Here is a 25,938-nt window from a genome sequence, read left to right on the forward strand (position 1 = left end):
AAGATGATGCTTTTGGTCAATGCTGCATAAAAGTCATCGAAACTTTAAAAGGGGTCGGTTAAACTAGCCTGAGTTTAATTTTAATGGGGAAACCGCATGAGTGATGACATCAGCTTAGAAGAACGCAAAGTGATTTACCGTGCCCGTCGTGGTTTAAAGGAAATTGATGTCTATTTTGACCCGTATGTGAAAAATCATTATTTGACTGCCAGTGCGGAAGAAAAACAAATGTTTGCCGATTTGGTTGAGCAGGAAGACCCAGATTTATTGGATTGGTTTATGGAAGTGTCTGAGCCACCACGTCCTGAGTTGAAAGATTTTATCCGTAAACTAAAGCATTATGTGCATGGCTAAGCAGCAGTTTCAGCTGAAACCTAGTGTCATCGCAATAGTGTTTCAGCTGATGATCGCTCTACTCATCGTTTGGCTTTTACTACAAGTGTTAAAGCCATGGCTTAGCGTTGTATGTATTGTCATTATGGGCTGGACATATTTTAAATTTGTTCGTGCAAACCGAATTGTTGGTTTAGATCAATTAGATGACCGTGAATGGTCAATTTCCTATCTCGCGCCTCGTGTAGTATCACAACAGATTAAAAGCACAGCTCGCCAAATTGAAATTCAGCGTGTGCAACTGCGTCAAGTGATAGATCATCAAATTTATATCGTCATGGAATTTCAGCAAGCCTTTAAACCTCTGGTGATTTGGTGTGATCAGGTTTCCAAGGCGGAATGGAAGGCTCTAAAAGTATTGGCGAAAATGCTCTAATTTACAGACAGCTGTATATTTTTATAATAATAAAAAACTATAAGTATCATAAAGATAAAATTATCATCTATTTTTCGTGTCCTGATCAGTCATTTTATATTGGCATAAAAGATTACACATATCCCTATTTTCAGTTATATTCATTCCAGACAAGTGTAGATCAATACAAATCAGATTCCTGAAATGTGCAGATTTAAATTTAGTCGAAAGATTTTTTAAGATAAGCCCGAATTGGGCATCAGTTAATAAGTAGCATGTGCTGAACCGTCGCAATGCTACTTTTTTTTGCCTAAATTTTGTCGGATGACAGATTTCAGTCAATTTTAGTCACTTTAAAACATGGCAAAGTTATCCATCTGAAGCAGCAAGTAGACGCTTTTATTCAGATATTGCTTCTGCTATGTTTGTTGCAATGGACATAAACACAATTATAGAGGACAGGAAAATGTCGCAAGTCCAAAAAATAGGCCAGGGTGTGGCCGTATTTGCAATCACAAGTTTATTATTATCAGGTTGTTCACAAGTGATCAAAACAGGTGCCAATGTCGCACTTGGATTTACTGAAAAACATATTGTGCCGCCAATTTTAGCGATGGAAGATGCTGAAATGGTGTGTAATTCTGGTAATTCCTTAACCCCTGCCATTATGGCGACTAAAGATATGGGCGCAGACCCAACCCGTGTTGCGGTACTAATGTATTCGGCTGCGGGTATTTGTGCCGAAGAAAAAGCTTTGGATGCTGAATTGCGTTATTTACGTGCAGCAAAAGCAGGGCAAGTGGGCGAAGCGCAAGATGCGCGGATTCAGCAAAAACGTTGGGCGGCTTTGGCGGCACAGCGCCAATACACAGGCTATCAATTGTTTCAGCATCGTTGGGAAAAGAAATATCGGAAACCTTTGGGCGAAGGTTGTCCAAAAATGAACAGTGATATTGATCAAACTGTGTATATGTTGGGGATGTTGAGTGGCTTGCAAGCCATGACCAATGATATTAATTCAGGCGGGGCAGTGCATGTGCCTAAAGATATTGCCGCGATTGTTGAACGTGGTATGACCTGTTTAAACAATGAAAAATTCTGGGGCGCACCAGAGGCTACACGTGCCGTAATTTGGACTTTGCTTCCAGGTGCGGGAGATGGCAAACCTGATCCGTATCAAACCTTAAAGCAGTCGATGCAAATCGGTGAAAATAAAGGCGTGCGTTTATCACACGCTTTATACGCGGTTGCTGCCCAAGCCAGTGGTGAAGATGCCAAAATCCGCGACGCACTCAAAGCCTTTTCTAATGCACGCAGTGACGAAAAACCTGTAAATCCACAATTTAAATTGATTGATGCCATGGCGGGAAGCATGGTACAAGGAATTTCAGACCGTTACTGGACTGAACATACAGGTGTGCGTACGGGTGATCAGCAGCGTTTCTGGGATGAGCAAGATAATTCTTCTGAATTAGATGATTTATTTAATGAGGATACGGCAGCTCAATTGTAAAAATATCAAGATTGCCCAATTCAATATTGACCAGAGGTTTTAGGATTGGGCAATCCGTTTGCCGAAGCACATAACAAGAATAATTTGGAGGATGCAAGCGCCTATGCAATATTCATCTCAATTTCTCAGTCGAAAAATTGTGTTTATTGCGACATGTATGTCGGTTTCGGTATGTTTGCAGATTTTTGCAGAGCATTTTATTTATTGGTCTACACATTTATTGGATGAATTTTGGCGCTTATGGACAGGGCATTGGGTGCATGTGGGCTGGATTCATTATTTACTCAATATGATCGCGTTTGCCTGTTTACCTTTTATTTTTCCGCATGCCAAAGTATGGCACTTTGTGGCGCTTTTGTTGGTACTACCGCCAGCGATTAGTCTGAGTTTCTATTACTTCCTTGCCGATATTGATGCCTATGCAGGACTTTCTGGGGTGTTGCATGGTGCTTATGTGGCGGTGGCATGTGTGCATTTGCTTTATAAAAAAGAACGTGGCTTTGCCACATTGGTCTTGCTGCTTATTTTATCTAAACTGATTTGGGAAAATACCGTGGGCAGTTTGGGTACAGCAGAATTAATCGGGAGTCCTGTATTAGTTGAGGCACATTTATTGGGGGTGATTTGGGGAGTAATTTTTGCACTGGCTTATATTATTTGGGCCTATTGCATTGATTCGCATTAAATTTACATCGAAAAGGACTCACAAGAAATCTCACAATTGACCATTTTTACTTAAAAGAAAATCTATATTGTCATTTTAAAAATAACGACGTTCATTCACATTTAAACTGAATACAAAAATGCTCAATGGAAGATGGATATTCCGTTGAATAAGGACAGACAGAAATTCGAGTGTCTCGGTTTCTGCATAGAATAAAAACAGGAAAATATATGCACAATAACGGACAACGCAGGTCTGGCTTGGCTTTGCTCAGACATATATGGACAGAATGGATTTCTACATTCGTTATTTTGATCTTGTTGCTACTGACACTTATTATTGGTACAGGTGAAATGGTACATGGTCAGTTGTTGCGCATGGGTGAACGCCTATACGGTGACCCTGCAACGGGTATGCAGTATTCATTTTTGCGTGCCGAACCCACTGCACCTGACTGCGAACGCAACCCCGATGTCGATGCGCAAGTACATGCCCAAATGCAAGCCAATGCTGCTGATGAGTTTGCCGATATTTTTGGCACCGCCTCTGAGTCAGATGTCCGTGCTTCAATTTTGGCAGCCAAACAAATTTGTGAAGAAAAATTTCAATTTCATGATCAGGCGATTCAGCATATTCAAGCTCATCCAAGCTTGAAAATGTATCGAACCATTGAAACCTCTTTCTTTGGCATTTTTAAATTTGGTACTGAAAACCGTGCCATTTTATTGGTGTTGATGGTGGTCTTTGCCGCAATTAGTGCCACTTTAAAAACCCATCACATTGGTTTACGTGGCCCTGCGACCAAAATTGACTTCAAGGTGTACTCGACCTTAATGGTGGTGGCGAATGGTTTCTTAACCTCGTCAAGTATCAGTCAATATCGTTCAGTACTCGATTCGGGCGTACCGATGAGTGGCGAAACACAGGTCATTTACTGGATGTGGATGATTCTGTTTGCAACTCTGACTTTAATTAGTTTATTCCAGCTTATTAAGCCACCTGCACCGACCCGTGAAGGCTGTAGTTTAGGTCTTGCTTTCCTGAGCGTACCTTTGTATGCCTATATGGCAATTAGTACGGGTTTCTCTTTTACCTTCCTGATGGATTATCCAATGGGGCAAGGGATTTACCTAGGGCAACTGGTCGAATTCTCTAGTATTTTCTTGAACTTGGCTTTGTTTATTTGGGCGGGGATGTTGCTCAAACAAACCCGAATTGTGGATTTGTTCCTGAATATTCTGCGTCCGTGGAATTTGGCACCTGAAACCTTAACCTGGCTGATTCTGATTGCCGCTGCATTACCAACGGCTTATACCGGTGCATCGGGGATTTTTGTCATTGCTGCAGGTGCGATCATTTATAAAGAAGTTTGGAATGCGGGTGGACGACGTCAGTTTGCACTGGCGGCAACAGCTATGTCGGGTTCAATGGGGGTCGTGCTTCGTCCATGCCTATTGATTGTTGTGGTGGCATCGCTGAATAAAGAAGTCACAACGGATATGCTGTATCACTATGGTTTGTATGTGTTCCTACTGACTTCAACCCTGTTTTTAGTGATTTCGTTGTTCTTTGCTGAAAATAAATTCCGCATTGCTGCACCGAACATAGCTGCGCCATTGTCCTTACGTGCTTTTGGCCCTGTACTACCATATATCCTCATTTTTGTGTTGATTTGGTTGTTCTATAAATATGCTTTAGACACCAATATGAATGAATTTACTGCACCTGTAATGATGCCGGTTATTTTATTGATGATGGTGTTGTTTGATAAATTGCGCCATGAACCTGCGCCTATTCCAGCGATGGGGCAGTGGGATCAGACTTTAGATCACAAGCCTGTAGCACAACAGACAGCAGCTTCATCTGAGCGCTCATTATTGACTGCACCTGATTCACCATTGCGTCAGTATGGTTTCTTCAAAGCTCTGCATTTATCGACCAGTGAAACGGTGGGACATATTGGGGCATTGGTAATTTTGATGGCGCTTTCAGTCAGTGTAGGTGGCTATTTAGAACGCATTGAAATTATGGAAGCGTTCCCAACCGACATTAGCAGCATCTTTATTGTGATTAGCCTGATTGTTGCCTTGATGATTTTTGTGGGCATGATTATGGATCCATTCGGTGCGGTGATTCTAATTTCTGCAACGGTTGCGCCTGTAGCTTATCAATATGGGATACATCCTGCGCATTTCTGGATGATTACCCTAATTGGTTTTGAATTAGGCTATGTGACGCCACCTGTAGCGCTGAATCACTTATTGGCAAGGCAGTCGATTGGAGATGAAGAAGTCGCTGCAGCCGATGCAGAAGTTCGTCATAAATCGTTCTATTATCGTTATGAGCGTTGGATTTTGCCTATGATTGTGATGCTTCCTGCGATGTTGATTATTGCCTATGCACCGTATGCGTTCAAGCTATTCGGCTGGTATGAATAAGCACATGGATACTTAATCACTGTCATCTTATTATTTAAAAACACCCTGTGGTTCACTACGGGGTGTTTTTTTAATAGGTTGATATGCAGGGAATACAAAGCAGCATTATGAATGCGGGGAGTGATGATTCAGGTGTTTTTGTAACAGTGGACTGCACAAAATAATGGCAAGCAAAATTAGGGCAAAGCCAATTAAACTAAATAAGTCTGGCGTTTCATGCCAAAAGCTAAAGCCCCAAATCCCTGCAAAAATAATCGCAATGTAATTGACAGGGCCAATTTGCCCAGCAGGGGCAAGACGGTAGGCATTGGACATAAAGATCTGACTGATATTGGCCAGCAATCCTGCACCAATTAAAAAACTCAATTCTTTTAAGTTGTAAGGACGCCATGACCAGAACATCGGTACAACAGAAATGAGTGTCCCAATCATGCAAAAATAAAACACAATGCGTTCAGGCGGTTCGGTTTGAGTCAGGGCGCGTACCGTGACAAAAGCCATCGCTGCTAAAAAACTGGCACTGAGTCCAATTGCGGACATGCTATTAAACATACCTGCATCGGGTTTGGCGACAAATAACACGCCAAATAAACCAATGAACGCAGCCCATAGCATTGGTTTGGTGATTTTTTCTTTAAGGAATAGCCATGCAATTAAGGGAATAAAAATAGGCGATGAATAGGTGAAGACCATCGCATTGGACAGTTTTAGATTGGCAATCGCGTAGAAAAAACCATACATGGCGGTTAATCCGACTACCGAACGCCAAGTGTGCATCCATAACTTTTCAGTTTTAAAAAAGCCCAAGCCTTTATTGAAAATGAGCGGGATAAAAATAAACAAACCAATGAAATTACGGAAAAATACCACTGTGGCATTATCTACCGTTTCTGAGGCGTAACGAACGCACACTCCCATGAGTGAAAACAGAAAGGCAGAGCAGGTCAACAGCATAATTGCTTTGAGCAAATTTTGTTGGGCAGAACCAGAAGATGTCATACAAATAAAGCCAGAATAACCTCTGGCTATTCTAGCTTAAATTGGCTACAACACTGACCCTTTATCGTATTTTAAAATGACTGATGTGAAGCAGAGGAGGCTTACTGTGCCAGTTGGGCTTCCAGTATTTTGATTTGTTCTTCTTTCAGTTTAATCAATTCATCAGCATCGTTATGTTGCTGTTTTAATAAAGCGCGTTGATCATTCAGCTGATTTTGAATGTCATCTAATTTGGCCACTTCTTCTTTGGCAAGCGCTGCATTTTCAGATACAGGCGCTTTGAGTAAATCTTCTGTGACCAACTGTTTTGGTGCTGCTTTATCTTCTTGCAATGGCGTTGCTTCAGCAGGTGCAGCTTTCGCTACAGGCGCCGTAGTTGGGGCAGTTTCTATAGGCGCAGTATTGTCGCTATCGCCCATCCATTGAAAGATAAATACGGCAATAATGACAATAATTAATCCACCCGTAATCGCCCATAAAAGCTTAGGGTTATGTCGTTGATCTTCAGTCATGCGTTGTTGAACCTTATTGTTTTACTTTGACTGACGCGGCTTAAACTGGATCACCCCAATTTCATCTGAAACCTCTGGGATTTCAGGTTCATCAATATGTGTTGGACGGTTTTCCGTATAATCACACTCGATACATTCGATCCATTCAGCTTCGTCAGCGGTGAGCATGACAACCCGATCCATCGCCTGACATTTCGGACATTTTGCGCCTGCAATGAAACGACGTTTAATGGTCATCACGACTCCCCTAACTTCATCTAAAGTTCTTAGTTTAAGCGTTTTTGACTATGTTCGTCCAACCTTGATGACGTAATAGTGCGTCTATTTTTGGCTCGCGTCCGCGGAAATTGATAAATGCGTCAAGCGCTGAATCTTTTCCGCCAACTGCTAGAATAAACTGTCTAAACTGCTTGCCAGTTTCGGTGTTAAATAGCCCTTCATTTTCAAAGCGATCAAAGGCATCGCTGGCCAAAACCTCTGCCCATTTGTATGAATAATATCCTGCAGCATAGCCGCCTGCGAAAATATGGCTGAAGCTGTGCTGGAAGCGGTTGTAAGCTGTAGTTGGCGCAACGGCATAGTTTTGACGAATATCATCTAGCATGGCTTGAATCTGTTCCGCATTTAAAGCAGGGTTGCTGCGATGAATACTTAAATCGAACAGGGCAAATTCAATTTGGCGCAGGCTCTGCATTCCCGACTGGAAGAAACGTGCATCTAACAGTGCTTTAAGCAGGTGTTCTGGCAGGGTGTCTTGGGTTTCAATATGCGCACTCAGCATATCTAAACTATCTTGATCCCAAGTCCAAAATTCCATGAATTGGCTTGGTAATTCCACCGCATCCCAAGCGACACCATGTGTACCTGCCACAGCAATATTATCTACTTCAGTTAGCATGTGATGTAAGCCATGTCCAAATTCATGGAATAGGGTGATGACTTCATCATGCGTTAAAAGCGCGGGTTGATCTGCCACAGGCGGGGTAAAGTTACACACCATATAGCAAATTGGTTTTTGTAAACCCTGTGCCAATTGCATGCGTGAGCGGAAGCCACTCATCCATGCGCCGCCGCGTTTGCCTGTACGGGCATATAGATCAAAGTAAAAACCACCAATCACTTGACCTTGATCTTCAAGTTCAAAATAACGTGTATCGGGGTGCCAAACAGGGGTAGCGCGCTCAATAATATCGACATCGTATAAACGCTTGACGATGCTAAATAGACCTTCAACCACTTTCGGTGCAGGGAAATATGGTTTTAACATTTCTTGTGAAAGGTTAAATTGCTGTAATTTTAATTTTTCAGAATAGTAGCCTGTATCCCACGGTTGTAAGGTATCAATCCCATCTTGGGCGGCAATGGCTTTGAGTTCGGCAATTTCTTGTTCTGCAGGTGCACGAGCATGTTCTGCCAGTTCACGCAGGAATTGATCGACTGCTTCGACACTTGGTGCCATTTTGCTGGCAAGGGATAATTCTGCATAGTTGTTAAAACCGAGCAATTGCGCCATTTCTTGACGTAAACGCAAGATTTCTTCCATGATCGGGGTGTTGTCAAATTCAGACTGGGCTGATTGATCGGACGCGCGAGTAGTGTATGCCTGATACAAGGTTTCGCGCAAAGCACGATCATCGGCATAGGTCATAATGGCTAAATAGGCAGGAATATCCAGTGTTGCCACAGCTTGTTCCAATTCGCGTTGCTGACCATATTGTTTCAGCAATTCAACGCTGCTTGGCGGTAAACCTTTGAGCTGATCTTCGGACAATACTTTGTAATAGGCTTGGGTGGCATCCAACACATGATTGGAAAAGTCTGATGACAGTTGCGATAAACGCGCTGAAATTTCAGCATAGCGTTTTTTAGCTTCACCTTCTAAGGCCACACCTGACAGTTTAAAGTCGCGCAATGCCAGTTGAATTGCGCTTTGTTGTGCAGCAGGCAAATCTTTAAAGGTGTTGGCGTCGTGAATATGTTGATAGCTTTGATACAACACCGTGTGCTGACCCAATTGAGTGTAGTAGTCGCTTAAACTTGGTAACAGCGCTTGATACACTTCGCGGGTTTCAGGATTATTCATGACCGCATTTAAATGTGACAGCACGCCCCATGCTTCGCTCATGTTATTTTCGAGCTGATCAATCTGTTCTAAAACATTTAATTGCGCCGTCGTATTTTCAGGTACTGCAGTCAGATTATTTAAAAAGTTTTGTCCCTGCTGAATGGCATGCTCAATTTTTTGTTTTAAATCTGCCAGGGTAATTTGATCAAATTGTGGAACAGGCAAAGTTGCCTTTTCTAATGTCATGTCGGTCTGCCGATTTATTTCCTGTGTTATTTGTAGAAGTAAGGCTTCTAGAAGGATAAATCAAGCCTTGGGTGCTATTTATTCGCTCTTGTTTCACCGTGGATAGATTGAATATCTTGGATGTAGGTGCCAAAGCGCCCCTCAATGACCGATAATTTTATGAATAGATTTTGATTTTTGTAGTGTTCATATTCATCTACATTGATTCGAAACATACCAGTAGAGTCATACGGTGTTTCAATAGAATAGTAGACACTTCCTTTTTTACCATGTTTTTTAACAGCGCTTGCTTCCAATGTCACCACAGTAGGTGTACCCAAAACTAGGGTATGAAGCAGAGGAGGATAGACAACTAGATTTAAGTAAAGAAACAGAATTACAAAAATAGGGAAGAGGATTAAAAAATAGAATTTTGGCTTTTTTTGTACATTTGTCCATGTACGTGGAATGATCCATTGTCCGTATCTATGCAGAACATAAAAGTAGATCAAAACAGCCAAATAAATCAACGTTGCAACAATGAAGGCTGTGATTTTGACTTGATTTGTTGGGGTGAAGTCTATAAAAAAGAGAGCAATCAGTGCTGAAATACTAAGTACAAAGACTAAGCATATTACATATTCATGGTAATAGTATTTAGTAATTTTCTGTGATGTCATGATTTTTAAGTGGTTTATTTTTATAGAGATATATTAAATGAAAAAGAGCGCCGTAGCACTCTTTTTTATTTAGTAAAATTTACTCACCCTTTGCTTTGGCATTGGATTTTTTCTTTTTCACCTTGGTCTTTTTTTTGGCTTTGTCTTTCGGTTTAGCTTCCGACTTCGCTGAGGTTTTTTTACCGTAAGAGCTCGGTTTGCTTTTTGGCTTTTTCTTCGGCACAGGTTGCTCACCGTTTTCACTTAAAGTCGCCTTGCTTGGACGCTCAGAAAAAACTTCTTCAGTGGCTTCACGGCTGAACGGTTTTGCCACGCGCGGTGCGCGCATACGAATAGCACGACCTGCATGGGTGAGTTGCTGCATGAGCTCAAAATCAATTTTGCGATCTTCTAAATTGACAGCCGCGACTTTAATTTTAACTTCATCGCCCAAGCTAAAGCTTTGACCACGTGCTTGTCCAATTAGACTTTGGCTGGCTTGGTCAAATACAAAGAAGTCATCGCCCAACTGGCTGACATGAATCATGCCATCGACATAAAGGTCTTTGAGAGTAACAAATAAACCAAATTCGGCTACTGCAGAAATTACGCCCACAAATTCTTCACCCAAATGCTGCTGCATATAGTGGCATTTTAGCCATGTGGTGACAGAGCGTGAGGCTTCATCGGCACGACGTTCAGTTGCAGAATAATGTTCGCCTGCATCATCTAAAGCTGCGCCCGAAAGTGGTGATGGTTTTTGTTTTAAATGCGCTTTAATGGCACGATGCAACAATAGGTCAGGGTAGCGACGGATTGGTGAAGTGAAATGCGTGTAGGCATCGTAAGCTAAACCATAGTGACCTGAATTATTGGCGCCATAATAGGCTTGCATCATTGAGCGTAATAACACCGCGTGAATACTTGGTGCATCAATACGATCTTTAGTGGCTTCAATCACCGCTTGATAGTCGGCCTGAGTGGGTTGTTCTGGAAAATGTAGCCCAAGTAATTTGACAAAATCACGGACTTTTTGAATACGTGAAAACTCTGGCGGTTCATGCACACGGTACAGCATCGGCACATCATGTTTGAGTGCATATTCTGCTGCTGCGACGTTGGCGAGTAACATACATTCTTCAATCAGTTTATGCGCATCGTTACGGCTGCGCGGCAAAATTTCTTTAATTCCACCTAACTCATCAAAGGTCATGTAGGTTTCAATGGTTTCAAATTCCATGGCATGACGTTCGGCACGTAAGCCTTTAAGCACTTGATACAGTTGGAACAGGGTATTTAATGATTTGCGCATTTCCCGATCTTCAGGAATTGCCGCACTATCACCCTCAAAATATTGTGCCACTTGAGTATAGGTTAAACGTGCTTTGGAATGCATGACCGATGGATAAAATTCAAAACCTGTGACCCGACCTGCGCGTGACAGTTTTAAATCGCAGACCATACACAAACGGTCAACCTGCGGATTCAGCGAACATAAGCCATTCGATAAAGCTTCAGGCAACATCGGCAATACAAAATGCGGGAAATAGACTGAAGTCCCACGTTCCTGAGCTTCATCATCCAACGGTTTGCCTGTGCGGACGTAATGGCTGACATCGGCAATTGCGACCACGACACGGTAACCACCGCCTGGACGTTTTTCTGCATATACTGCATCGTCAAAGTCGCGGGCATCTTCACCATCAATAGTCACTAAGGCTAAATCGCGTAAATCAACACGTCCTTCACGGTCTTGGGCAGTCGGTTCTTGAAAGCTTTCAGCTTCTTGAATGACATCTTCAGGAAATTCATACGGCAGACCAAATTCTAAAATGGTTTGCGGAATAATAATTTCAGTTTCGGCTTTGTCTGCCATCGACTGAATAATATGTCCTGTGGCAAATTCTTCGCGGGTTGGATAGTCATCAATCGCAATGCGCACAGAATCGCCCAATTTAACTTGGGCATGTTCAATTAATTCTTTTTCAAGGGTAATGGGTTGATGGCTATTTGGCTGGGCAGGCTGAATAAAATATTCACCATCGTATTCTGACAATTTACCAATGATTTGTTTGACACGACGCTGGGTGACTTCGGTAATAAACCCCCATGCCTTGCCTTTACGATCTACCGATGTCTGGCGGACTTTGACTTGATCGCCATTAAACACCAAACGTAGTTCGCGTTCAGGCAATAAAATATCTTCATGACCTGCAATATTGGCTGTGCCTAAACCTTTACTGTTGATGTAAACCGTGGCGTCATGAGTCGGTTGTTCTGCAGCCAGCTGGAACTTGAATCCATCTTTCATGAGCTGACCATCACGTACCATGGCAATTAAACGATGGCTCAGGGCATCAATACTTTTTTGATCGGCAATCGCAAAATGCTCAACCAAGTCTGCATGTGACTGTGCCACTTGCAAGGTTTCAATGGTTTCTAAGATTAAGGTACGGCTTGGAATAGGATTTTCGTAGCGTTCGGCTTCAGCTTTTGCTTCAGGATCGACCCAATTTTTCATCATGGAATAAACTTCATGTCAGAAGATAGGTTTAGCATAAGTCATGTACGGAAAGACTGCACGTAAATGATTGCAATAATGTGTTTTCTGTCGTTATTTTACGATGTTTCTAGTTTTTGTGCAGCGATTGCCAAAAGTTCAGGCGTAATTCTGGTGATGAATCCTGAAAATTGTTTAAAAAATATTTAATTGAGCAAAAATATGCAAAAATTGTGGTATCGAAGCTTGCAGTGCTAGCACTTAATTTGTATTATGGCGGCACGTTACGGTGAGATGGGTGAGTGGCTGAAACCACGTCCCTGCTAAGGACGCATACGGGTAACTGTATCGAGGGTTCGAATCCCTCTCTCACCGCCACGCTTTACTTATGTCGCGCTCATAGCTCAGCTGGATAGAGCACTTGGCTACGAACTAAGGGGTCGGGAGTTCGAATCTCTCTGAGCGCACCAATAAGTAAACCGAACAGTAACGTATCGCCTAAATTGGCACACAAGTAATGCGCTCATAGCTCAGCTGGATAGAGCACTTGGCTACGAACTAAGGGGTCGGGAGTTCGAATCTCTCTGAGCGCACCAACTTGAACAATCAACCGCTTAAATGCGGTTTTTTTGTGCCTGAAATTTAGTAAACTCAAACAATAATCAGTTTATTAAAAAGAATAGCGTACTCATAGTTTTACGTTAAAATTCTTTTGAATCGTCCAATATCTGTGCATTTGATTGCAAAATGATGAATTAATACTTAACAGCCAGAAAAAAACACGTATAATGCACCCCATCAAGTCGTCGCGCTCATAGCTCAGCTGGATAGAGCACTTGGCTACGAACTAAGGGGTCGGGAGTTCGAATCTCTCTGAGCGCACCAACTTGAAATAAAAAACCGCACTTTTGATGCGGTTTTTTTGCATCTACACTATCTAAAAATGATGAAATTTCTGTGTCAAAAGCATGACCATTGTTTTACGTCTGGCTTTGAGCGAATAAACACGAAAAAAATAAGGAAAGTGCTCAATCTAGTGTAAGATTTAGCTCAATTTGAATGACTTGATGATGAGCTTATGTCTGACACGCAGCCAGCATTGTCTTTGCGCTATTTTTTAAATTTAGAAGAATCTCAAGACGGCTTTGCCCTTGCGACTTTTGGTAAAAAACAATTTACCCGTTTTATTACACCGTTGATTAGTGTGGCGATTATTGCTTGGGGCTTTTATTTGGGCTTCGATGGGGTAGGTCGCTATTATGTTGCACTCGGTGCTTTCTTTTTAATCTTGCAAACTTTAATGCGTTATTGGTTTTTGCCAATGATGTTTAAACGCCAGTTTGTAAAATACCAATTTGGAAAAAGCGAGCAAGGCATTGATTTATTTCAGGACTATGCCGAGCTGTATGCCAATGGTCGTAAACAGGTATTTCATTATAACGAGGTGCAAAATTTCGCTGTGGGTAAACTCACCTATATGCTGGAATTAAAAAATCGTACAGTGGTGATTGTACCGAAACGTGCATTTAATCTGCCTGCAGAACAAACGGTTTTTGAAAATACTTTTAAAAAGTAAGTTCTAATTTTCCCAATTTACGAGTTATTTGAGGATGATCATGAGTACACGTCCATCTAAAATTGTCTGTGTCGGTCGCAGTTATGCAGACCATGCCAAAGAATTAGGTAATGCTGTACCTGATCATCCTGTGTTATTTATTAAACCGCCAAGCAGTTTACGCAGTTTAAGTGATGGGATTACGTGGAATAAGGTCTGGGGCAATTGTCACTATGAATGTGAATTGAGTTTACGCATTGACCAGCCTTTAAATGCAGACACAGATCCTGCCAAAGTATTGGATGCTGTAGGTGCAGTGACTTTGGGCTTGGATTTAACTTTGCGTGAATTGCAGGATGAACTGAAGAAAAAAGGACAGCCGTGGGAACGAGCCAAAGCGTTTGACGGTTCTTGTGTGTTGGCAGATTGGGTGGATGTATCGGAAATTCAGGACTGGAAAAACGTGCAATATCGTTTGGACATTAATGATGAATTACGTCAGCAAGGCGATACCAGTTTATTGATTTTTGATATTGCGGCATTGTTGGCAGATATTAGCCAAGTATTTAGTTTAGAACCTGGTGATGTGGTAATGACTGGTACACCTGCAGGGGTGGCAGCATTACAGTCGGGCGATCAGTTGAAGATGACCTTACAAGGACGTACTCAGGCATTTGTCTGGACGACTTTTGTAAAATAAATAGTGGTGTAAACGGTGATGTCATCAAAAGATGAGTATCACCGTTTTGTACTTGCTTTTAAATCCAATGGTTATACTTTCAGTAAATGCTGAAATTTACTGCGTAATTTATTCAGTTTCGGTGGAATGGAAAAATTGCAGTAGCCCTGATTTGGATTTTTGGCAAAGAAATTCTGATGATAGTCTTCTGCAGGGTAAAATTCAGGTGCTGCACTGAGTTCAGTCACAACATTCACACCTTCAGCTTGTAATGCTGCAATCATCTCGGTGGCAGCTTGTTGCTGTGTAGCATCTAAATAATAAATCACAGAGCGGTATTGTGTGCCGACATCATTGCCCTGACGGTTTAATGTGGTTGGGTCGTGTGTGGCAAAAAACACCTCAAGTAATTGTGAATAGCTGATCTGCTGCTCATCAAAATCAATCAAAATGACTTCTGCATGTCCGCTGTCGCCACGGCAAATATCTTCATAGCTTGGGTTTAAGGTATGTCCACCTGCATAACCGCTGGTGACTTTTTCTACGCCTTGCAGTTGTAAAAATACGGCTTCGACACACCAGAAACATCCGCCACCAAACAATGCTTGTTGCATGATTTTGTCCTTATATTTTATGAATCAACCATTTTAAGCCTGTCTATTATTAGGCTTAGCCGTTAACGTGCAGCCGTTGGTGTTTCAAATTGAATCAGTAAATTTCCATGGCGATCTAGCAATTTCAGGGTTTTACCATAGACCTGATAATGCGTCACTTTATTTAGGGCTTCATGAAATTTCTGATCTAAGTTGTTGTTATTTAAGCAAGCCATTCGCGTGGTTGCCAATTGCCCCAATTGTAGGGTGTCACGTCCTGCGACATAACTACCGCTGAGTCGGTTACAACTATCTGAACCTGTGACTGTTTGTGTGGCGGCATCAAAGTTTAAATATGGCAAGTTTTGGCGGTTTGCTTCTGTTTTTAACATGCTGTTGCCCAATTGCGTAGCAGTCCATGTACGTTGTACTAAGTTGGCTTGATTGATTGCGCTAATTTGGCTTGCACTCGTTTGAGTTGGCATAGTTTCACATCCTGATAAAGCAATCATTGCACCCAATAAGGTGATCCCGAAGTATTTTTTTAGCATGGAATGATCTCTAATTTTTTGAAATTGTTGCTATCTAAACAAATTATGCGCCGTGGCTCTAGTTGAATTTGTATGTTTGCTGCAACTTTTTCCAAGATATGGTGTGGTTTTTTCTCTGAATTGATTGTATCTGCGCAAAATGACCAAAATAGGTCAGGGCAGCACTTTGTTCTGATAAGTCGGATGCGAATAAGGCGTGCTGATGTTTGCTGAAGAATCGAGCTGCACGCCTTGTCGAATGAGCGCGGAAAAGTCTTGGCTGTGGATATCTTTTAAGTTTTCCACACGTGGGTTAATGTGGGCACGTTGATACCAAGTTTGCATATCCCAACGATGATCCAGCGCATGCAAATCATATAAATAATTGGGTAAATAACCCGAAGCAAACAGACGATAGTCGGCAGGGAAACGTTTTTGAGATACTGCCTGAATCATGTCAAACAGCAGCGTGGTGCAATTACTGGTCAACGTATTATACCAACGCGCTTTGGCGGCTAAAGCATCGGCTTTATGCAGATATTCCTGAAACAGTGCTTGTGCTTCTTGTGGATTGAGCTGGATCGGGAAAAAATAAACTTGCTCACCCCGAATATTGCTGCGGGTGTAGATGATATCTTTTTCATCGGCAGCGACAAGGCTGAGTTCATATTGCCGAAAGAAGCCACCAATCGCAGAAAACTCTTCGTGTTTTTCTTTGCGAATTTCAATGGAAAAGGTGAGTGGCGCTTGATCGGCAAAGTCAAAACTGACTAAGGTATGCGCAATTTTTGGCCCCATCCAGTAAGAGGTGATGATATTCACCCCCGTAATCTGTTTCAGGTTAAATTGGCGGGTTTCCCAACGTTCGGTATAGCGACCATCGGCATGCCAGTCAAAATTGCGGATATTGTGCAGCGTGACCTGATCTTGTACTTGTTCATAATGCAGCATACGGGCTACTTCAGGGTTCCAGTCACGGTCTTGCTTGGCATCCATCCCAAAATACCAAAACAGCCCCAAGGTAAAACCCAAAAGATAAACCAAAATATCCTGATTGCGACTGAGCAAATGCTGAGTGATATAAATGCCCAAAATGCTGAGGGTGAAGGCTAGCCAAGTCCCAATCAGCACACGGCTCATTAACCAACCCAAAGGCTGATGAATCCACAAGGCCATACTGAGCCAAATAGAAGAAAGAACGACACCTAAACTGAAGATGAAATGCAGCATCCGCCATTCCTGAGGCAAGTTAAATTCCGTTTAAGTTATGATAATCAAAGATTGCCAAAGCTGTCAGCATTATTTTTGATAGCGGGCAAACTCAAAGACAATGCCTGATTTTTCATCGACATGCTGTTCTGAGGCTACTTTTTTAAATTCGGCAGGAATGGCAGGGTAATGCGCATCTCCCTGCACATCCAACTCAATATGCGTCAGTTCCAAACGGTCAGCAATCGGCATAGTTTGGCTAAAAATTTCACCACCACCAATAATAAATAAAGTGTTTGGTTTTTCTGAGGCTTGAACATCGGCAACGGCTTGTTGCAAGGCATCTTCAATGCTATGCGCCACTTTTGTGCCTTCAAATGCCCAGTTTGGGTCGCGGGTAATCACCCAATTGACACGTTTAGGCAGGGTGCGTCCCATCGACTCCAAGGTTTTGCGTCCCATAATCACCACGCCACCTTGGGTGATTTCTTTGAAGTGTTTTAAGTCTGCCGAAATATGCCACGGCAATTGGTTACCCTGACCAATGCAGCGTTGTTGATCCATAGCGACTACGTGTACAACTTCTAAATTTTGAAATGACATAATTAGGCTCGTATTTTCTTAGTCTGCCAAGCATCTTTTGGGGACGTTGGGGCAATTTAAATGTTGAGATGATAAATCTAGCAACAGGCAATTAAACAGCGACAGGTGCTTTAATTGCAGGATGTGACTCATAGCCTACAATTTCAATATCTTCAAATTTAAAATCGAAAATATCTTTGATTTCAGGATTGAGTTTTAACTGACATAACGCCAGTGGTTCACGGCTTAGCTGTAACTGTGCCTGTTCAAAGTGGTTGGCATATAAATGCGTATCGCCACCTGTCCAGACAAAATCTCCGACTTCTAAATCACAGACTTGCGCGATCATGTGGGTTAGTAAAGCATAGCTGGCAATATTAAAAGGCACGCCTAAAAAAACATCGGCACTGCGTTGATATAGCTGGCATGAGAGTTTGCCGTTGTGCACAAAAAACTGGAATAAAGTATGGCAAGGCGGTAAAGCAACTTGACCTGCTTCTTTCGGGTTCCAGCCTGACACGATTAAACGACGTGAATTTGGATTGGTTTTAATTTCATTGATTAACCATGCAATTTGGTCAAAACCATCTTGCTCATACAGACCATCGGCTTTTTGTGTTGCACCAAAATTACGCCATTGATGTCCGTACACTGGGCCAAGTTCACCTTCAGGACGACCAAAGCGCGCGGTTTGTTCTGCGGTAGACCATTCATCCCAAATACTGACTTTATGTTCTTGTAGATATTTGACGTTGGTATCGCCTTTTAAAAACCATAACAGCTCAATTACGATAGAACGGAAATGTACTTTTTTGGTAGTCAGCAGTGGAAAACCTTGTGCAAGGTTAAAACGCATTTGGTGCCCAAACACTGAACGTGTGCCTGTTCCGGTACGGTCACCTTTGTCGCCACCATGGTCAAGAATATGTTGGAGTAGGTCTAAATACTGGCGCATAGCGTTCTCTGGTCAAGCAAAAGAAATATTTTTTGTTTGGGCAATTCGATGCCCAGTAAATCAGAAAGAATAATAGCAGAGTTTTTAAAGTTGTGACTTTATTGTGTGTCGGAAGCGTGATGTTGATGCAGTAAAGCCAACGGCGAAAACAGGCAAATAGCCAAAGCGGTAAAGCCAATGCCTTGAGCGCCCGACAGTAAAATTTCACCGTGTTGAATCTGCATGAAAATTATTGCGAGTAACAACGCCAGTGGAATCCAAGTCAATAGTCGTGCCAACCAACCTGTGGGATGTTGTGCAGTAAAATGAATTTTGCAGTAACGACAAATTAAAAAAACAATACCTGTGGCCAGAAACATTAAAATCGCATCGAGCTTTAAGGGTTCTAAGAAGTATACCGCTGCAGTGACCAGCGCGATCAGCATCAGCAGGGCAATTTTCTTTGTGACCGCAACCTGTGGGTTAAACCAAAATTCAAGCATGTGAGATATTGATGTCTGAAAAGTGTAAGTAATAGATAGCACTGTAGCATAAAAAAGGCGAAGATTGACTTCGCCTGAATGGATGAAACCTGCATTTAAATGGGTAGTAGCTTAGCTGTTTTTTTGCGGCCCCCAATCATAAATTTTCTTTTGATAGGCATACCACATCATCCAGAAACCGACCAAAATCATTGGTAAGCTCAGGAATTGTCCCTTACTCATCCATGCAATAAAGAGCTGACCATGATCGGGTTCGCGGAAAAATTCGACAACAAAGCGCGCCAAACCATAACCAATCAGGAATAGGGCAGACACTGCCATGCGTGGACGTGGCTTTGAACTAAACCACCACAGTACAATAAACAGGATTAGACCTTCACATAAGGCTTGATACAATTGCGATGGATGACGTACCAATTGTAAAGGATCGGTCGGGAAAATCATCCCCAAAGCAAAATTCGGATCGGTCACAGGGCGACCATATAATTCACCACCAATAAAGTTACCAATACGACCAAACATTAGACCTGTAGGTACACATGGGGCAATAAAATCCAAAGTTTGAAACCACGTCATTTTGTATTTTTTACACCAGAACAGCATGGCTAAAATCACGCCCAGAAAGCCGCCATGGAAACTCATGCCGCCTGTCCAGACTTGGAATAACCACAGTGGATTTTCCAAAAATTGTTCAAAGCCGTAGAAAAACACATAACCGACACGTCCACCAATCACCACGCCCAAAGCGCCGTAAAAGATCAGGTCGGAAACCATGTCTGGTGTCCAGCCACGTTGTTTGGCACGGTAAGTTGCCAAACCCCATGCAAATAAAAATGCCAGTAAATACATCAAGCCATACCAATGGACTTGTAAAGGCCCGAGCGAAATAGCAACGGGGTCAATATTTGGATAGGTGAGCATTCCTGTTCCTTGTGATTCTGTTTTGCACAGATTTTAGCTGAATGTGATGAAAAATGTTGTACATTCAATGTGTAAAGATCAAGAGTTTAAATTATGTGTATTGTGGCATTGGCTTGGCAGGTCTTGACAGACACACCACTGTGTTTGATTTCAAATCGAGATGAGTTCTATCGGCGTCCGACAGCAGCACTGGCAGCATGGTCTGATAGTCCAATTGTTGCAGGGCAAGATTTAGAATCGGGCGGTACGTGGATGGGCATTACCCCATCGGGACGCTGGGCTGTGATTACCAATTATCGTGATGCGAATGATGTTCGTGAATATCCAACTTCACGTGGGCATATTATTCAGGCTTTTTTAGAATCTGAGCAAACGCCTATCCGTTTTGCGCAAGCCTTAGAAAAACAGCAATGTGAATATGCAGGTTTTAATTTATTTGTGGGTGACACCACTCAAGCGGTGTACATGAGTAACCGTGGAGAAGCGCCGCAGGTTTTAGCTAAAGGCGTTTATGTGGTGTCGAATGGATTGATGAGTGACCCTTGGGAAAAAACTGCACGTTTACGCAAACGCTTTACGCAGGAGTTTTTACCGATGCTGCAATTGCCTGATCTTGCAACGGCAGAGCTAAATGCTGCGGCGTGGGATATTTTGCAAGATGAACGCAAAGTTGCATCTGAATTGTTACCGCAAACAGGGATTTCATTGGAGATGGAAGCGTTGTTGTCATCGACTTTTATTCAAAGTCCACTTTACGGTACACGTTGTTCCAATTTTTTACGTATGCAGGCGCAGCAATTTACATGGCTGGAAAAAACACAATATGGTGAGCAAAAGGGAGATATTGTGCAGCAACAGTTGAACATTGAGGCATAAAAAATGCCGACGTGATGTCGGCATTTTTAATTTATGGATGTTATCCAGCAATTGCTTTGCCGTCTTTACGGGTGATGACAACCGTTGCTGAACGAGGACGTGCAGTTTTATTGTTCATGTCAGTTTGTGTTGCAGGCCAATGGCTGCTTGGCGCATCAAAACTCTTTGAATCTTCACCTGGGTGCTGAACGTTAATAAAGATTGCTTTGTAGTCAGGTGTCATGGTTACACCTGTAACTTCACATTCTTTTGGCCCAACAAGGAAGCGACGTAAGTTTTTATCGGTGACTTGAGCACCAGCAATTGTACTTTGATCACCAACAGTTTTTACAACACCGCCATCACCAACTTGACCAGGTAGTGCTGCTAACATCATACAGTTTGTAACATCTGTATATGCGCCATCATCTGTTTGAATCCAAAGAACACCACGTGGGTCAAACCACATACCATCTGGACTTGAGAAGTCGTTTGCATCGCTTAAATTAGAAAGGTTAATTGTCGGATCCATACTTGCTTCAGCACCAAATAGATAGATATCCCATTCAAATGATGTTGCTGCAGTATTCTCTTCTTTAAAGCGGATAATATGACCATTGACGTTACCTTTACCACCTTCAGGATCGGTGTAGTTACGTGGGTTTGCAGGATCTGTTGCATAGCTTGAACCACGGTTCGAGTTATTGGTTAAAGTCACGTACACTTCACCATTTTCAGGGTTTACAGCAACCCATTCTGGACGATCCATTTTTGTAGCTCCTACAGCATCTGCTGCAAGACGAGCAAAAGTAAGGACATCCGCTTGTGAGCTAAATGGGTAAATAGCGTTTGTTTCGGTTAAGCCATTTTTACCATAAGCCAGTTCAATCCACTCTCCTGTGCCTGATGCATTAAATTTAGCGACATAGAATTTCCCTGAATTCATATATTTGTCGCCAGCTCGATAACCACCATTCACATCTTTAGGATCCCATGTTGCATCTGATACAAATTTGTAGATGTACTCACCGCGCGAGTCATCGCCCATATAGAATGCAAATTTTTGCCCTTCAATTGCGCGGCTGGCGCGACAGTCTTCGTGAGCAAAACGACCTAATGCAGTACGTTTTACTGGGTTTGAGCGGCTATCGAATGGATCAATTTCTACAATCCAGCCAAATGTATTTGGCGCATTACGATAGTCTTGAGTTGCAGACTCTTTGGTTACGTTAGCAGCCCAACGATCATACATGTCTTGAGATTCAAAACCAGCTTCTGCTGTTTCCCAACCATAGCGTGAAGATTTATTCAAATACACGATGCGATCTTGCTCATCGCGTTCTGGAATTTTTTTACCATCAGCATCTAAAATATAAATGATGTTGTTTTTCGCATCACGTTTAACACTACCGTCTGCATTTTTTTCAGTTTGATAAGAGATCTCTAAGCCTAAGCCATAGCGTTTAAGTGCTATTTTTTCAGCTTCACTACGGGCTGAGTATTGGTCTGTACCTGAGCGTTGGAAATAACCAATAAAATTTTCTTCAGCAGTTAAATAAGTGCCCCATGGTGTATAACCATTACCACAGTTATTTTGTGTGCCTCGAGTTTGACGACCAGCGGGAGAGAATGCTGTGTGCAGTAATGGAGAACCAGCTACAGGCCCTGCAAAATCCATGACAGTCGAAGCTGTAATACGACGGTTAAATGGTGATGACTTCACAATCTCTACAGCTTGAGTTTCAGCATTTTTCTTAATATGAACGACTGAAACACCGTGTGCATTTACTTCACGAATCACTTCATCTTCTGGGCGACGTCCATCCTTTTTAGTTGCGCCTTTTGGATGTAAGAAGGTTTGGTTGATATATTCGTGGTTCAAAACCAATAAGCCATGATCTGATGCATTTTCATCATAACGACCAGTTTTAGTACTTAAGCCAAAATAGCTCATGCCATCGTGACAGTCACCAGAGCGGAATTGGAAACTTGGGCCAGATGGAACATCTGCATCTGCATTCCAATTGCTATAAGAAGGATTGATTGAGTCACCTAAAGCATATAATACAGTTGCTTGGTAACCTTCAGGAACAGTAACAATATCATTTAAATTTTTATCTACAGCTTTAAATGTTAATGTTTCAGGCTTGGTATTGGGTTCTTCTTTACTTGTTGGTGGTGTTACATTTGTATCTTCATCATCATCACTACATGCAGATAAAGAAGAAGCTAAAGCTAAAGCTGCTGCACCGCTTGCAGTTTTTTTAATTAAACTGCGACGGCTCATGCGTTGTTCTAGAATGTCACGAAAGTGCGTATTGTCTGAAGTGTTATTATCTAACTCTTGATCTTCATTGTAAGGCATAAAATCAGTCATTTTTTTCCTAGCAAATTGCTTAGTCGTTTGAAAGTTATATGTAAATTAGTGGCTAAACATGACATGCGGGTTAAGCTTATGTGTCAAACTGATTAAATCCGTTCAGTTGTGATCTACACGCACAAAAAAAGAAGCAACCATGTGCTTCTTTTTAAAATTCAATATTTTAGATTAGCTGTGACTGACTCGTCGCTTCTCAATTAATTTGCCAAAAAACAAACCAATTTCAAACAGCATCCACATCGGAATGGCAAGCATGATCATCGATAAAGCGTCTGGCGGTGTGACAAACATGGCCACAAAAAAACAGCCAACAATAATAAAGCGACGTTTTTCAACCAAAGTTTGCGTAGACACGACACCAATCATAATCAGCAAAAGTGTGACAATTGGAATCTCAAAGGTAAAACCAAAAACCAAAAACAGCTTCAAACAAAATGTAAGATAGCTATTAATATCGGTCATCGGGGCGACTGTTTCAGGGGAAACGCTAATGAAAAAGTGCAGAATGGATGGCAAGGCGACAAAGTAAGCAAAGCTAATTCCGATATAGAACAAGCAAATACTGCCGATCAGCAAAGGCAGCGCCAAACTTTTTTCTTTTTCATATAACGCTGGTTTTACGAATGCCCAAATCTGATACAAAATAAATGGCATCGCAATGAACAGCGCGACAAAAAAGTTTAGTTTAAACGGCGCCATAAAGGTTGCGGTAACATCAGTCGCAATCATGGTTGATGTACGTGGCAACTGTGCACGTAATGGTTCCGACAATACTTGATAAGTTTTATTGGCAAACGGCAATAAACAGAAGAATAAGGCAAGAATAAGCCCTACAATTTTAAAAAGATGATTACGCAGCACCATCAAGTGCTTAGTAATTGGCATTTCTTCTAATGCGGCTTGCTCTGCCTTCACAGGCAAATGTGAAAGCTCAGAAGCGTTTGATTGGCTCATACTGCAACCTTCATTTCAGTATAGGGCGCTGTAGTATGTTGTAGCGCAGATAAATTTGAATGTGATGTCATTTTAGTTTTAGGGAGTAACACCGCAGAGGTTTTTTCAGTATTTAAAACCAAGGTGTAATGATGCTGTTGTAAGGTATTTTTTGATACGGCATGCGGGGAATGTGTGCTTTTTGCAGTTGTATCTTCAAATATTTTTTCTTGCTGCATTTCATGCATTTGTGCTTGCATCTTTGCTTCAAGTTCCTGAATACGCGCCATTTCTTGCTGCATTTGCTCGCGTAATTCAGATAAACGCAATTCGCGGTCAATGTCATTTTGAACATTACTGACCATACGTTTAATTTTAGCGTACCATTTGCCGACAAAACGCGCTGCTTCAGGGAGTTTTTCAGGACCCAGCACCAATAATGCAATGATGCCGAAAATCAGCAGTTCCGTCATTCCAATATTGAGCATAATCTCAAACCCTCAGCCTTAATGCTTTACAGTCGAATTTACATCACTGCTATTGGCTTGATGTTCAATCGTACGAGGTTCTTTCAGTTGCGCCGCTTCTGCCTCATCATCTTTTATTGATTTTTTAAAATCTTTGACCGCGCCACCTACATCTTTACCTAAGTTTTTAAGCTTAGATGTACCAAATAATAAAATGACCACAATTGCAAAAATCAGCACGTGCCAAATAGATAATCCTGCCATGATTTAGACCTCTCAATAGTTGAGCCTATCTCAACAGGTCTGTATGACAATGCGGTGACGAATGTGTTGCGATTTGACGACAAGGGATGTTTGACCTGATTTGTAAAGCTTGAAAATAAAACAGCCCGTGTTTGAAAACGGGCTGTAAGATCAATCACATCTGTTAAATCTAAGCTTGTAAACTTGCTTTAAACAGTTGCATCGCCTGACCACGGTGACTGATTTTATTCTTTTCTGCTTTCGACATTTCTGCGCTCGACACTCCCAATTCAGGCAACCAAAAGAGCGGGTCATAGCCAAAACCATTTTCACCACGAGCTTCTGCTAAAATCTCGCCTTTCCAAATACCTTGGAAAATTTGTGGTAATGGATCATCGGTATGTTCAACCAAAGCCAAAACACAAACAAACATACCTTCAATTGCTGCGCCGTCTTGACGTAGTGGTTTGAGTTTATTCAAAAGTTTTTCATTGTTGGCTGCATCATTGCCATGTTCGCCTGCAAAACGTGCAGAATAAATCCCCGGTGCGCCGCCTAAAATAGGCACACATAAACCAGAGTCATCTGCAATGGCAGGCTTTCCTGAAATTTTTGCGGCATGGCGTGCTTTTAAAATGGCATTTTCAACAAAGCTCAAACCATCTTCAACAGCATCTTCAATATTTAGTTGACCTTGCGGAATCACTTGCACAGGCAAGTCTAATTGCGCAAACAGGGTTTCAAATTCTGCAATTTTTCCCTTGTTATTGCTTGCTAAAACCAAAGTACCTTGAGCGCGCCAATCAGTTGCAGCCATAATTCAGATCTTAATTTAAAATAATCTTGGATATTTTAACGGATTTTGCAGACTTAAAAGTTTAATCTTGCACAGATTTGTTTTAATACATGCAAATCATGCTGAGATATAAGAAGTAGGGGAATCATGACGAGCAAAATTTCAGAGATCTACCGTTATTCGAGTCAGCACCGTACATTATTTCAGCAAAGTGAGCGTTGTGGCTGTTTTTACTGTCTGGAAACTTTTGCTTATAGCGAAATTGAAGATTGGTGTGATGATGAGCAAACCGCAATTTGTCCGCATTGTGGTATAGATGCGGTATTAGGTTCTGCTGCAGTAGAAGAATTCAGCCCTGAACTGCTACAGGCCATGCAGGCAGTTTATTTCGGATAAAACAAAAAGCACCCGAAGGTGCTTTGAGATCACTTCAAA

At 41.9% G+C, this 25,938-nt stretch carries 27 protein-coding genes and 4 tRNA genes; 13 read left to right on the plus strand and 18 right to left on the minus strand.

Annotated features, from left to right (window positions below; genetic code table 11):
- Positions 1-96: 96 nt before the first annotated feature.
- The 5 genes from FTU71_RS04835 (at position 97) to FTU71_RS04855 (ending at position 5,363) form a co-directional block, all read left to right on the plus strand.
- Positions 97-354 carry a succinate dehydrogenase assembly factor 2 gene (locus FTU71_RS04835; protein ID WP_004974752.1) on the plus strand — a complete coding sequence of 86 codons (258 nt, stop codon included), beginning with the start codon at positions 97-99 and terminating at the stop codon, positions 352-354.
- The gene (locus FTU71_RS04840; protein ID WP_096901367.1) at positions 347-769 is read left to right on the plus strand and encodes a protein YgfX; all 423 of its coding nucleotides are present in this window, start codon (positions 347-349) and stop codon (positions 767-769) included. The genes FTU71_RS04835 and FTU71_RS04840 overlap by 8 nt, the downstream gene beginning before the upstream one ends.
- 445 nt (positions 770-1,214) lie before the next feature.
- Complete coding sequence (locus FTU71_RS04845) at positions 1,215-2,261, plus strand: hypothetical protein (RefSeq protein ID WP_179989878.1); 1,047 nt, start codon at positions 1,215-1,217, stop codon at positions 2,259-2,261.
- A 103-nt stretch (positions 2,262-2,364) separates the two neighbouring features.
- Positions 2,365-2,946, plus strand: coding sequence for a rhombosortase (gene rrtA, locus FTU71_RS04850; RefSeq protein WP_179993950.1), 582 nt, complete (start codon positions 2,365-2,367; stop codon positions 2,944-2,946).
- 209 nt (positions 2,947-3,155) lie between these two features.
- Positions 3,156-5,363 (plus strand): TRAP transporter large permease subunit, encoded by a 2,208-nt coding sequence (locus FTU71_RS04855; RefSeq protein ID WP_180111524.1) that lies wholly within the window; start codon positions 3,156-3,158, stop codon positions 5,361-5,363.
- Between the two features lie 105 nt (positions 5,364-5,468).
- On the opposite strand, the gene FTU71_RS04860 is transcribed toward FTU71_RS04855, so the two are convergent.
- From FTU71_RS04860 to rnr, 6 genes are all read right to left on the minus strand, one after another.
- Positions 5,469-6,362 carry a DMT family transporter gene (locus FTU71_RS04860; RefSeq protein WP_004974770.1) on the minus strand — a complete coding sequence of 298 codons (894 nt, stop codon included), beginning with the start codon at positions 6,360-6,362 and terminating at the stop codon, positions 5,469-5,471.
- Positions 6,363-6,463: 101 nt separating this feature from the next.
- A complete protein-coding gene (locus FTU71_RS04865; protein WP_180111525.1) occupies positions 6,464-6,874 on the minus strand; it encodes a hypothetical protein in 411 nt (136 codons plus the stop codon).
- A 21-nt stretch (positions 6,875-6,895) separates the two neighbouring features.
- Complete coding sequence (locus tag FTU71_RS04870; protein ID WP_171324836.1) at positions 6,896-7,105, minus strand: YheV family putative zinc ribbon protein; 210 nt, start codon at positions 7,103-7,105, stop codon at positions 6,896-6,898.
- 40 nt (positions 7,106-7,145) lie between these two features.
- Positions 7,146-9,185 (minus strand): M3 family metallopeptidase, encoded by a 2,040-nt coding sequence (locus FTU71_RS04875; protein WP_180111527.1) that lies wholly within the window; start codon positions 9,183-9,185, stop codon positions 7,146-7,148.
- Between the two features lie 74 nt (positions 9,186-9,259).
- Positions 9,260-9,844 (minus strand): hypothetical protein, encoded by a 585-nt coding sequence (locus FTU71_RS04880; protein ID WP_180111529.1) that lies wholly within the window; start codon positions 9,842-9,844, stop codon positions 9,260-9,262.
- Between the two features lie 79 nt (positions 9,845-9,923).
- Positions 9,924-12,347, minus strand: coding sequence for a ribonuclease R (gene rnr, locus FTU71_RS04885; protein WP_180111532.1), 2,424 nt, complete (start codon positions 12,345-12,347; stop codon positions 9,924-9,926).
- Positions 12,348-12,611: 264 nt separating this feature from the next.
- Between rnr and FTU71_RS04890 the strand changes: the two genes are divergently transcribed.
- The 6 genes from FTU71_RS04890 (at position 12,612) to FTU71_RS04915 (ending at position 14,578) form a co-directional block, all read left to right on the plus strand.
- A tRNA-Ser gene (locus FTU71_RS04890) sits at positions 12,612-12,701 on the plus strand.
- 15 nt (positions 12,702-12,716) lie between these two features.
- Positions 12,717-12,793, plus strand: a tRNA-Arg gene (locus FTU71_RS04895).
- Between the two features lie 49 nt (positions 12,794-12,842).
- Positions 12,843-12,919: transfer RNA gene (locus FTU71_RS04900), tRNA-Arg, on the plus strand.
- A gap of 212 nt (positions 12,920-13,131) precedes the next feature.
- Positions 13,132-13,208 (plus strand) — tRNA-Arg (locus FTU71_RS04905).
- A 193-nt stretch (positions 13,209-13,401) separates the two neighbouring features.
- Complete coding sequence (locus FTU71_RS04910; protein WP_096901373.1) at positions 13,402-13,899, plus strand: YcxB family protein; 498 nt, start codon at positions 13,402-13,404, stop codon at positions 13,897-13,899.
- A 40-nt stretch (positions 13,900-13,939) separates the two neighbouring features.
- Complete coding sequence (locus tag FTU71_RS04915) at positions 13,940-14,578, plus strand: fumarylacetoacetate hydrolase family protein (protein WP_096901374.1); 639 nt, start codon at positions 13,940-13,942, stop codon at positions 14,576-14,578.
- Positions 14,579-14,649: 71 nt separating this feature from the next.
- Here FTU71_RS04915 and msrA read toward each other — a convergent pair whose 3' ends face one another.
- The 7 genes from msrA to lgt all read right to left on the minus strand — a co-directional run bounded on the left by msrA (position 14,650) and on the right by lgt (position 19,829).
- A complete protein-coding gene (gene msrA / locus FTU71_RS04920; protein ID WP_070153293.1) occupies positions 14,650-15,171 on the minus strand; it encodes a peptide-methionine (S)-S-oxide reductase MsrA in 522 nt (173 codons plus the stop codon).
- A gap of 62 nt (positions 15,172-15,233) precedes the next feature.
- On the minus strand, positions 15,234-15,701 hold the full coding sequence (locus tag FTU71_RS04925) for an META domain-containing protein (protein WP_004974787.1): 468 nt from the start codon (positions 15,699-15,701) through the stop codon (positions 15,234-15,236).
- Between the two features lie 153 nt (positions 15,702-15,854).
- Positions 15,855-16,910 (minus strand): DUF4105 domain-containing protein, encoded by a 1,056-nt coding sequence (locus FTU71_RS04930; protein WP_180111534.1) that lies wholly within the window; start codon positions 16,908-16,910, stop codon positions 15,855-15,857.
- Between the two features lie 69 nt (positions 16,911-16,979).
- Positions 16,980-17,492, minus strand: coding sequence for a dihydrofolate reductase (locus FTU71_RS04935; RefSeq protein ID WP_180111536.1), 513 nt, complete (start codon positions 17,490-17,492; stop codon positions 16,980-16,982).
- 91 nt (positions 17,493-17,583) lie between these two features.
- Complete coding sequence (gene thyA, locus FTU71_RS04940; protein ID WP_004974795.1) at positions 17,584-18,426, minus strand: thymidylate synthase; 843 nt, start codon at positions 18,424-18,426, stop codon at positions 17,584-17,586.
- A gap of 98 nt (positions 18,427-18,524) precedes the next feature.
- Positions 18,525-18,908, minus strand: a complete 384-nt coding sequence (locus FTU71_RS04945) for an AzlD domain-containing protein (RefSeq protein ID WP_179991486.1) — start codon at positions 18,906-18,908, stop codon at positions 18,525-18,527.
- A 111-nt stretch (positions 18,909-19,019) separates the two neighbouring features.
- A complete protein-coding gene (gene lgt, locus FTU71_RS04950; RefSeq protein WP_096901379.1) occupies positions 19,020-19,829 on the minus strand; it encodes a prolipoprotein diacylglyceryl transferase in 810 nt (269 codons plus the stop codon).
- 93 nt (positions 19,830-19,922) lie between these two features.
- Here lgt and FTU71_RS04955 point away from each other — a divergent pair, with 93 nt between their 5' ends.
- Positions 19,923-20,705, plus strand: coding sequence for an NRDE family protein (locus tag FTU71_RS04955; RefSeq protein ID WP_004974805.1), 783 nt, complete (start codon positions 19,923-19,925; stop codon positions 20,703-20,705).
- 40 nt (positions 20,706-20,745) lie between these two features.
- On the opposite strand, the gene FTU71_RS04960 is transcribed toward FTU71_RS04955, so the two are convergent.
- The 5 genes from FTU71_RS04960 to rdgB form a co-directional block, all read right to left on the minus strand.
- Positions 20,746-23,061, minus strand: a complete 2,316-nt coding sequence (locus FTU71_RS04960) for a PhoX family phosphatase (RefSeq protein WP_180111538.1) — start codon at positions 23,059-23,061, stop codon at positions 20,746-20,748.
- Between the two features lie 171 nt (positions 23,062-23,232).
- Positions 23,233-24,018, minus strand: coding sequence for a twin-arginine translocase subunit TatC (gene tatC / locus FTU71_RS04965; RefSeq protein ID WP_180111540.1), 786 nt, complete (start codon positions 24,016-24,018; stop codon positions 23,233-23,235).
- Positions 24,015-24,485: a Sec-independent protein translocase protein TatB gene (tatB, locus tag FTU71_RS04970; protein ID WP_019836836.1), complete on the minus strand. Its 471-nt coding sequence runs from the start codon at positions 24,483-24,485 to the stop codon at positions 24,015-24,017. The genes tatC and tatB overlap by 4 nt, the downstream gene beginning before the upstream one ends.
- 18 nt (positions 24,486-24,503) lie before the next feature.
- On the minus strand, positions 24,504-24,728 hold the full coding sequence (gene tatA, locus FTU71_RS04975; RefSeq protein ID WP_004974820.1) for a Sec-independent protein translocase subunit TatA: 225 nt from the start codon (positions 24,726-24,728) through the stop codon (positions 24,504-24,506).
- Positions 24,729-24,897: 169 nt separating this feature from the next.
- Complete coding sequence (rdgB, locus tag FTU71_RS04980; RefSeq protein ID WP_180111542.1) at positions 24,898-25,524, minus strand: RdgB/HAM1 family non-canonical purine NTP pyrophosphatase; 627 nt, start codon at positions 25,522-25,524, stop codon at positions 24,898-24,900.
- A 126-nt stretch (positions 25,525-25,650) separates the two neighbouring features.
- Between rdgB and FTU71_RS04985 the strand changes: the two genes are divergently transcribed.
- A complete protein-coding gene (locus tag FTU71_RS04985; protein ID WP_180111543.1) occupies positions 25,651-25,899 on the plus strand; it encodes a cytoplasmic protein in 249 nt (82 codons plus the stop codon).
- The last annotated feature ends 39 nt before the right edge of the window (positions 25,900-25,938 follow it).

This window comes from Acinetobacter sp. YH12136 (genome assembly GCF_013418545.1).
GTDB lineage: Bacteria > Pseudomonadota > Gammaproteobacteria > Pseudomonadales > Moraxellaceae > Acinetobacter > Acinetobacter towneri.

What these genes read in the sequence shown, in the direction of transcription:
- FTU71_RS04835 (WP_004974752.1), top strand. Translation starts at nt 97, where the DNA reads ATGAGTGATGACATCAGCTTAGAAGAACGCAAAGTGATTTACCGTGCC.
- FTU71_RS04840 (WP_096901367.1), top strand. Translation starts at nt 347, where the DNA reads ATGGCTAAGCAGCAGTTTCAGCTGAAACCTAGTGTCATCGCAATAGTG.
- FTU71_RS04845 (WP_179989878.1), top strand. Translation starts at nt 1,215, where the DNA reads ATGTCGCAAGTCCAAAAAATAGGCCAGGGTGTGGCCGTATTTGCAATC.
- rrtA (WP_179993950.1), top strand. Translation starts at nt 2,365, where the DNA reads ATGCAATATTCATCTCAATTTCTCAGTCGAAAAATTGTGTTTATTGCG.
- FTU71_RS04855 (WP_180111524.1), top strand. Translation starts at nt 3,156, where the DNA reads ATGCACAATAACGGACAACGCAGGTCTGGCTTGGCTTTGCTCAGACAT.
- FTU71_RS04860 (WP_004974770.1), bottom strand. Translation starts at nt 6,362, where the DNA reads ATGACATCTTCTGGTTCTGCCCAACAAAATTTGCTCAAAGCAATTATG.
- FTU71_RS04865 (WP_180111525.1), bottom strand. Translation starts at nt 6,874, where the DNA reads ATGACTGAAGATCAACGACATAACCCTAAGCTTTTATGGGCGATTACG.
- FTU71_RS04875 (WP_180111527.1), bottom strand. Translation starts at nt 9,185, where the DNA reads ATGACATTAGAAAAGGCAACTTTGCCTGTTCCACAATTTGATCAAATT.
- FTU71_RS04880 (WP_180111529.1), bottom strand. Translation starts at nt 9,844, where the DNA reads ATGACATCACAGAAAATTACTAAATACTATTACCATGAATATGTAATA.
- rnr (WP_180111532.1), bottom strand. Translation starts at nt 12,347, where the DNA reads ATGATGAAAAATTGGGTCGATCCTGAAGCAAAAGCTGAAGCCGAACGC.
- FTU71_RS04910 (WP_096901373.1), top strand. Translation starts at nt 13,402, where the DNA reads ATGTCTGACACGCAGCCAGCATTGTCTTTGCGCTATTTTTTAAATTTA.
- FTU71_RS04915 (WP_096901374.1), top strand. Translation starts at nt 13,940, where the DNA reads ATGAGTACACGTCCATCTAAAATTGTCTGTGTCGGTCGCAGTTATGCA.
- msrA (WP_070153293.1), bottom strand. Translation starts at nt 15,171, where the DNA reads ATGCAACAAGCATTGTTTGGTGGCGGATGTTTCTGGTGTGTCGAAGCC.
- FTU71_RS04925 (WP_004974787.1), bottom strand. Translation starts at nt 15,701, where the DNA reads ATGCTAAAAAAATACTTCGGGATCACCTTATTGGGTGCAATGATTGCT.
- FTU71_RS04930 (WP_180111534.1), bottom strand. Translation starts at nt 16,910, where the DNA reads ATGCTGCATTTCATCTTCAGTTTAGGTGTCGTTCTTTCTTCTATTTGG.
- FTU71_RS04935 (WP_180111536.1), bottom strand. Translation starts at nt 17,492, where the DNA reads ATGTCATTTCAAAATTTAGAAGTTGTACACGTAGTCGCTATGGATCAA.
- thyA (WP_004974795.1), bottom strand. Translation starts at nt 18,426, where the DNA reads ATGCGCCAGTATTTAGACCTACTCCAACATATTCTTGACCATGGTGGC.
- FTU71_RS04945 (WP_179991486.1), bottom strand. Translation starts at nt 18,908, where the DNA reads ATGCTTGAATTTTGGTTTAACCCACAGGTTGCGGTCACAAAGAAAATT.
- lgt (WP_096901379.1), bottom strand. Translation starts at nt 19,829, where the DNA reads ATGCTCACCTATCCAAATATTGACCCCGTTGCTATTTCGCTCGGGCCT.
- FTU71_RS04955 (WP_004974805.1), top strand. Translation starts at nt 19,923, where the DNA reads ATGTGTATTGTGGCATTGGCTTGGCAGGTCTTGACAGACACACCACTG.
- FTU71_RS04960 (WP_180111538.1), bottom strand. Translation starts at nt 23,061, where the DNA reads ATGACTGATTTTATGCCTTACAATGAAGATCAAGAGTTAGATAATAAC.
- tatC (WP_180111540.1), bottom strand. Translation starts at nt 24,018, where the DNA reads ATGAGCCAATCAAACGCTTCTGAGCTTTCACATTTGCCTGTGAAGGCA.
- tatB (WP_019836836.1), bottom strand. Translation starts at nt 24,485, where the DNA reads ATGCTCAATATTGGAATGACGGAACTGCTGATTTTCGGCATCATTGCA.
- tatA (WP_004974820.1), bottom strand. Translation starts at nt 24,728, where the DNA reads ATGGCAGGATTATCTATTTGGCACGTGCTGATTTTTGCAATTGTGGTC.
- rdgB (WP_180111542.1), bottom strand. Translation starts at nt 25,524, where the DNA reads ATGGCTGCAACTGATTGGCGCGCTCAAGGTACTTTGGTTTTAGCAAGC.
- FTU71_RS04985 (WP_180111543.1), top strand. Translation starts at nt 25,651, where the DNA reads ATGACGAGCAAAATTTCAGAGATCTACCGTTATTCGAGTCAGCACCGT.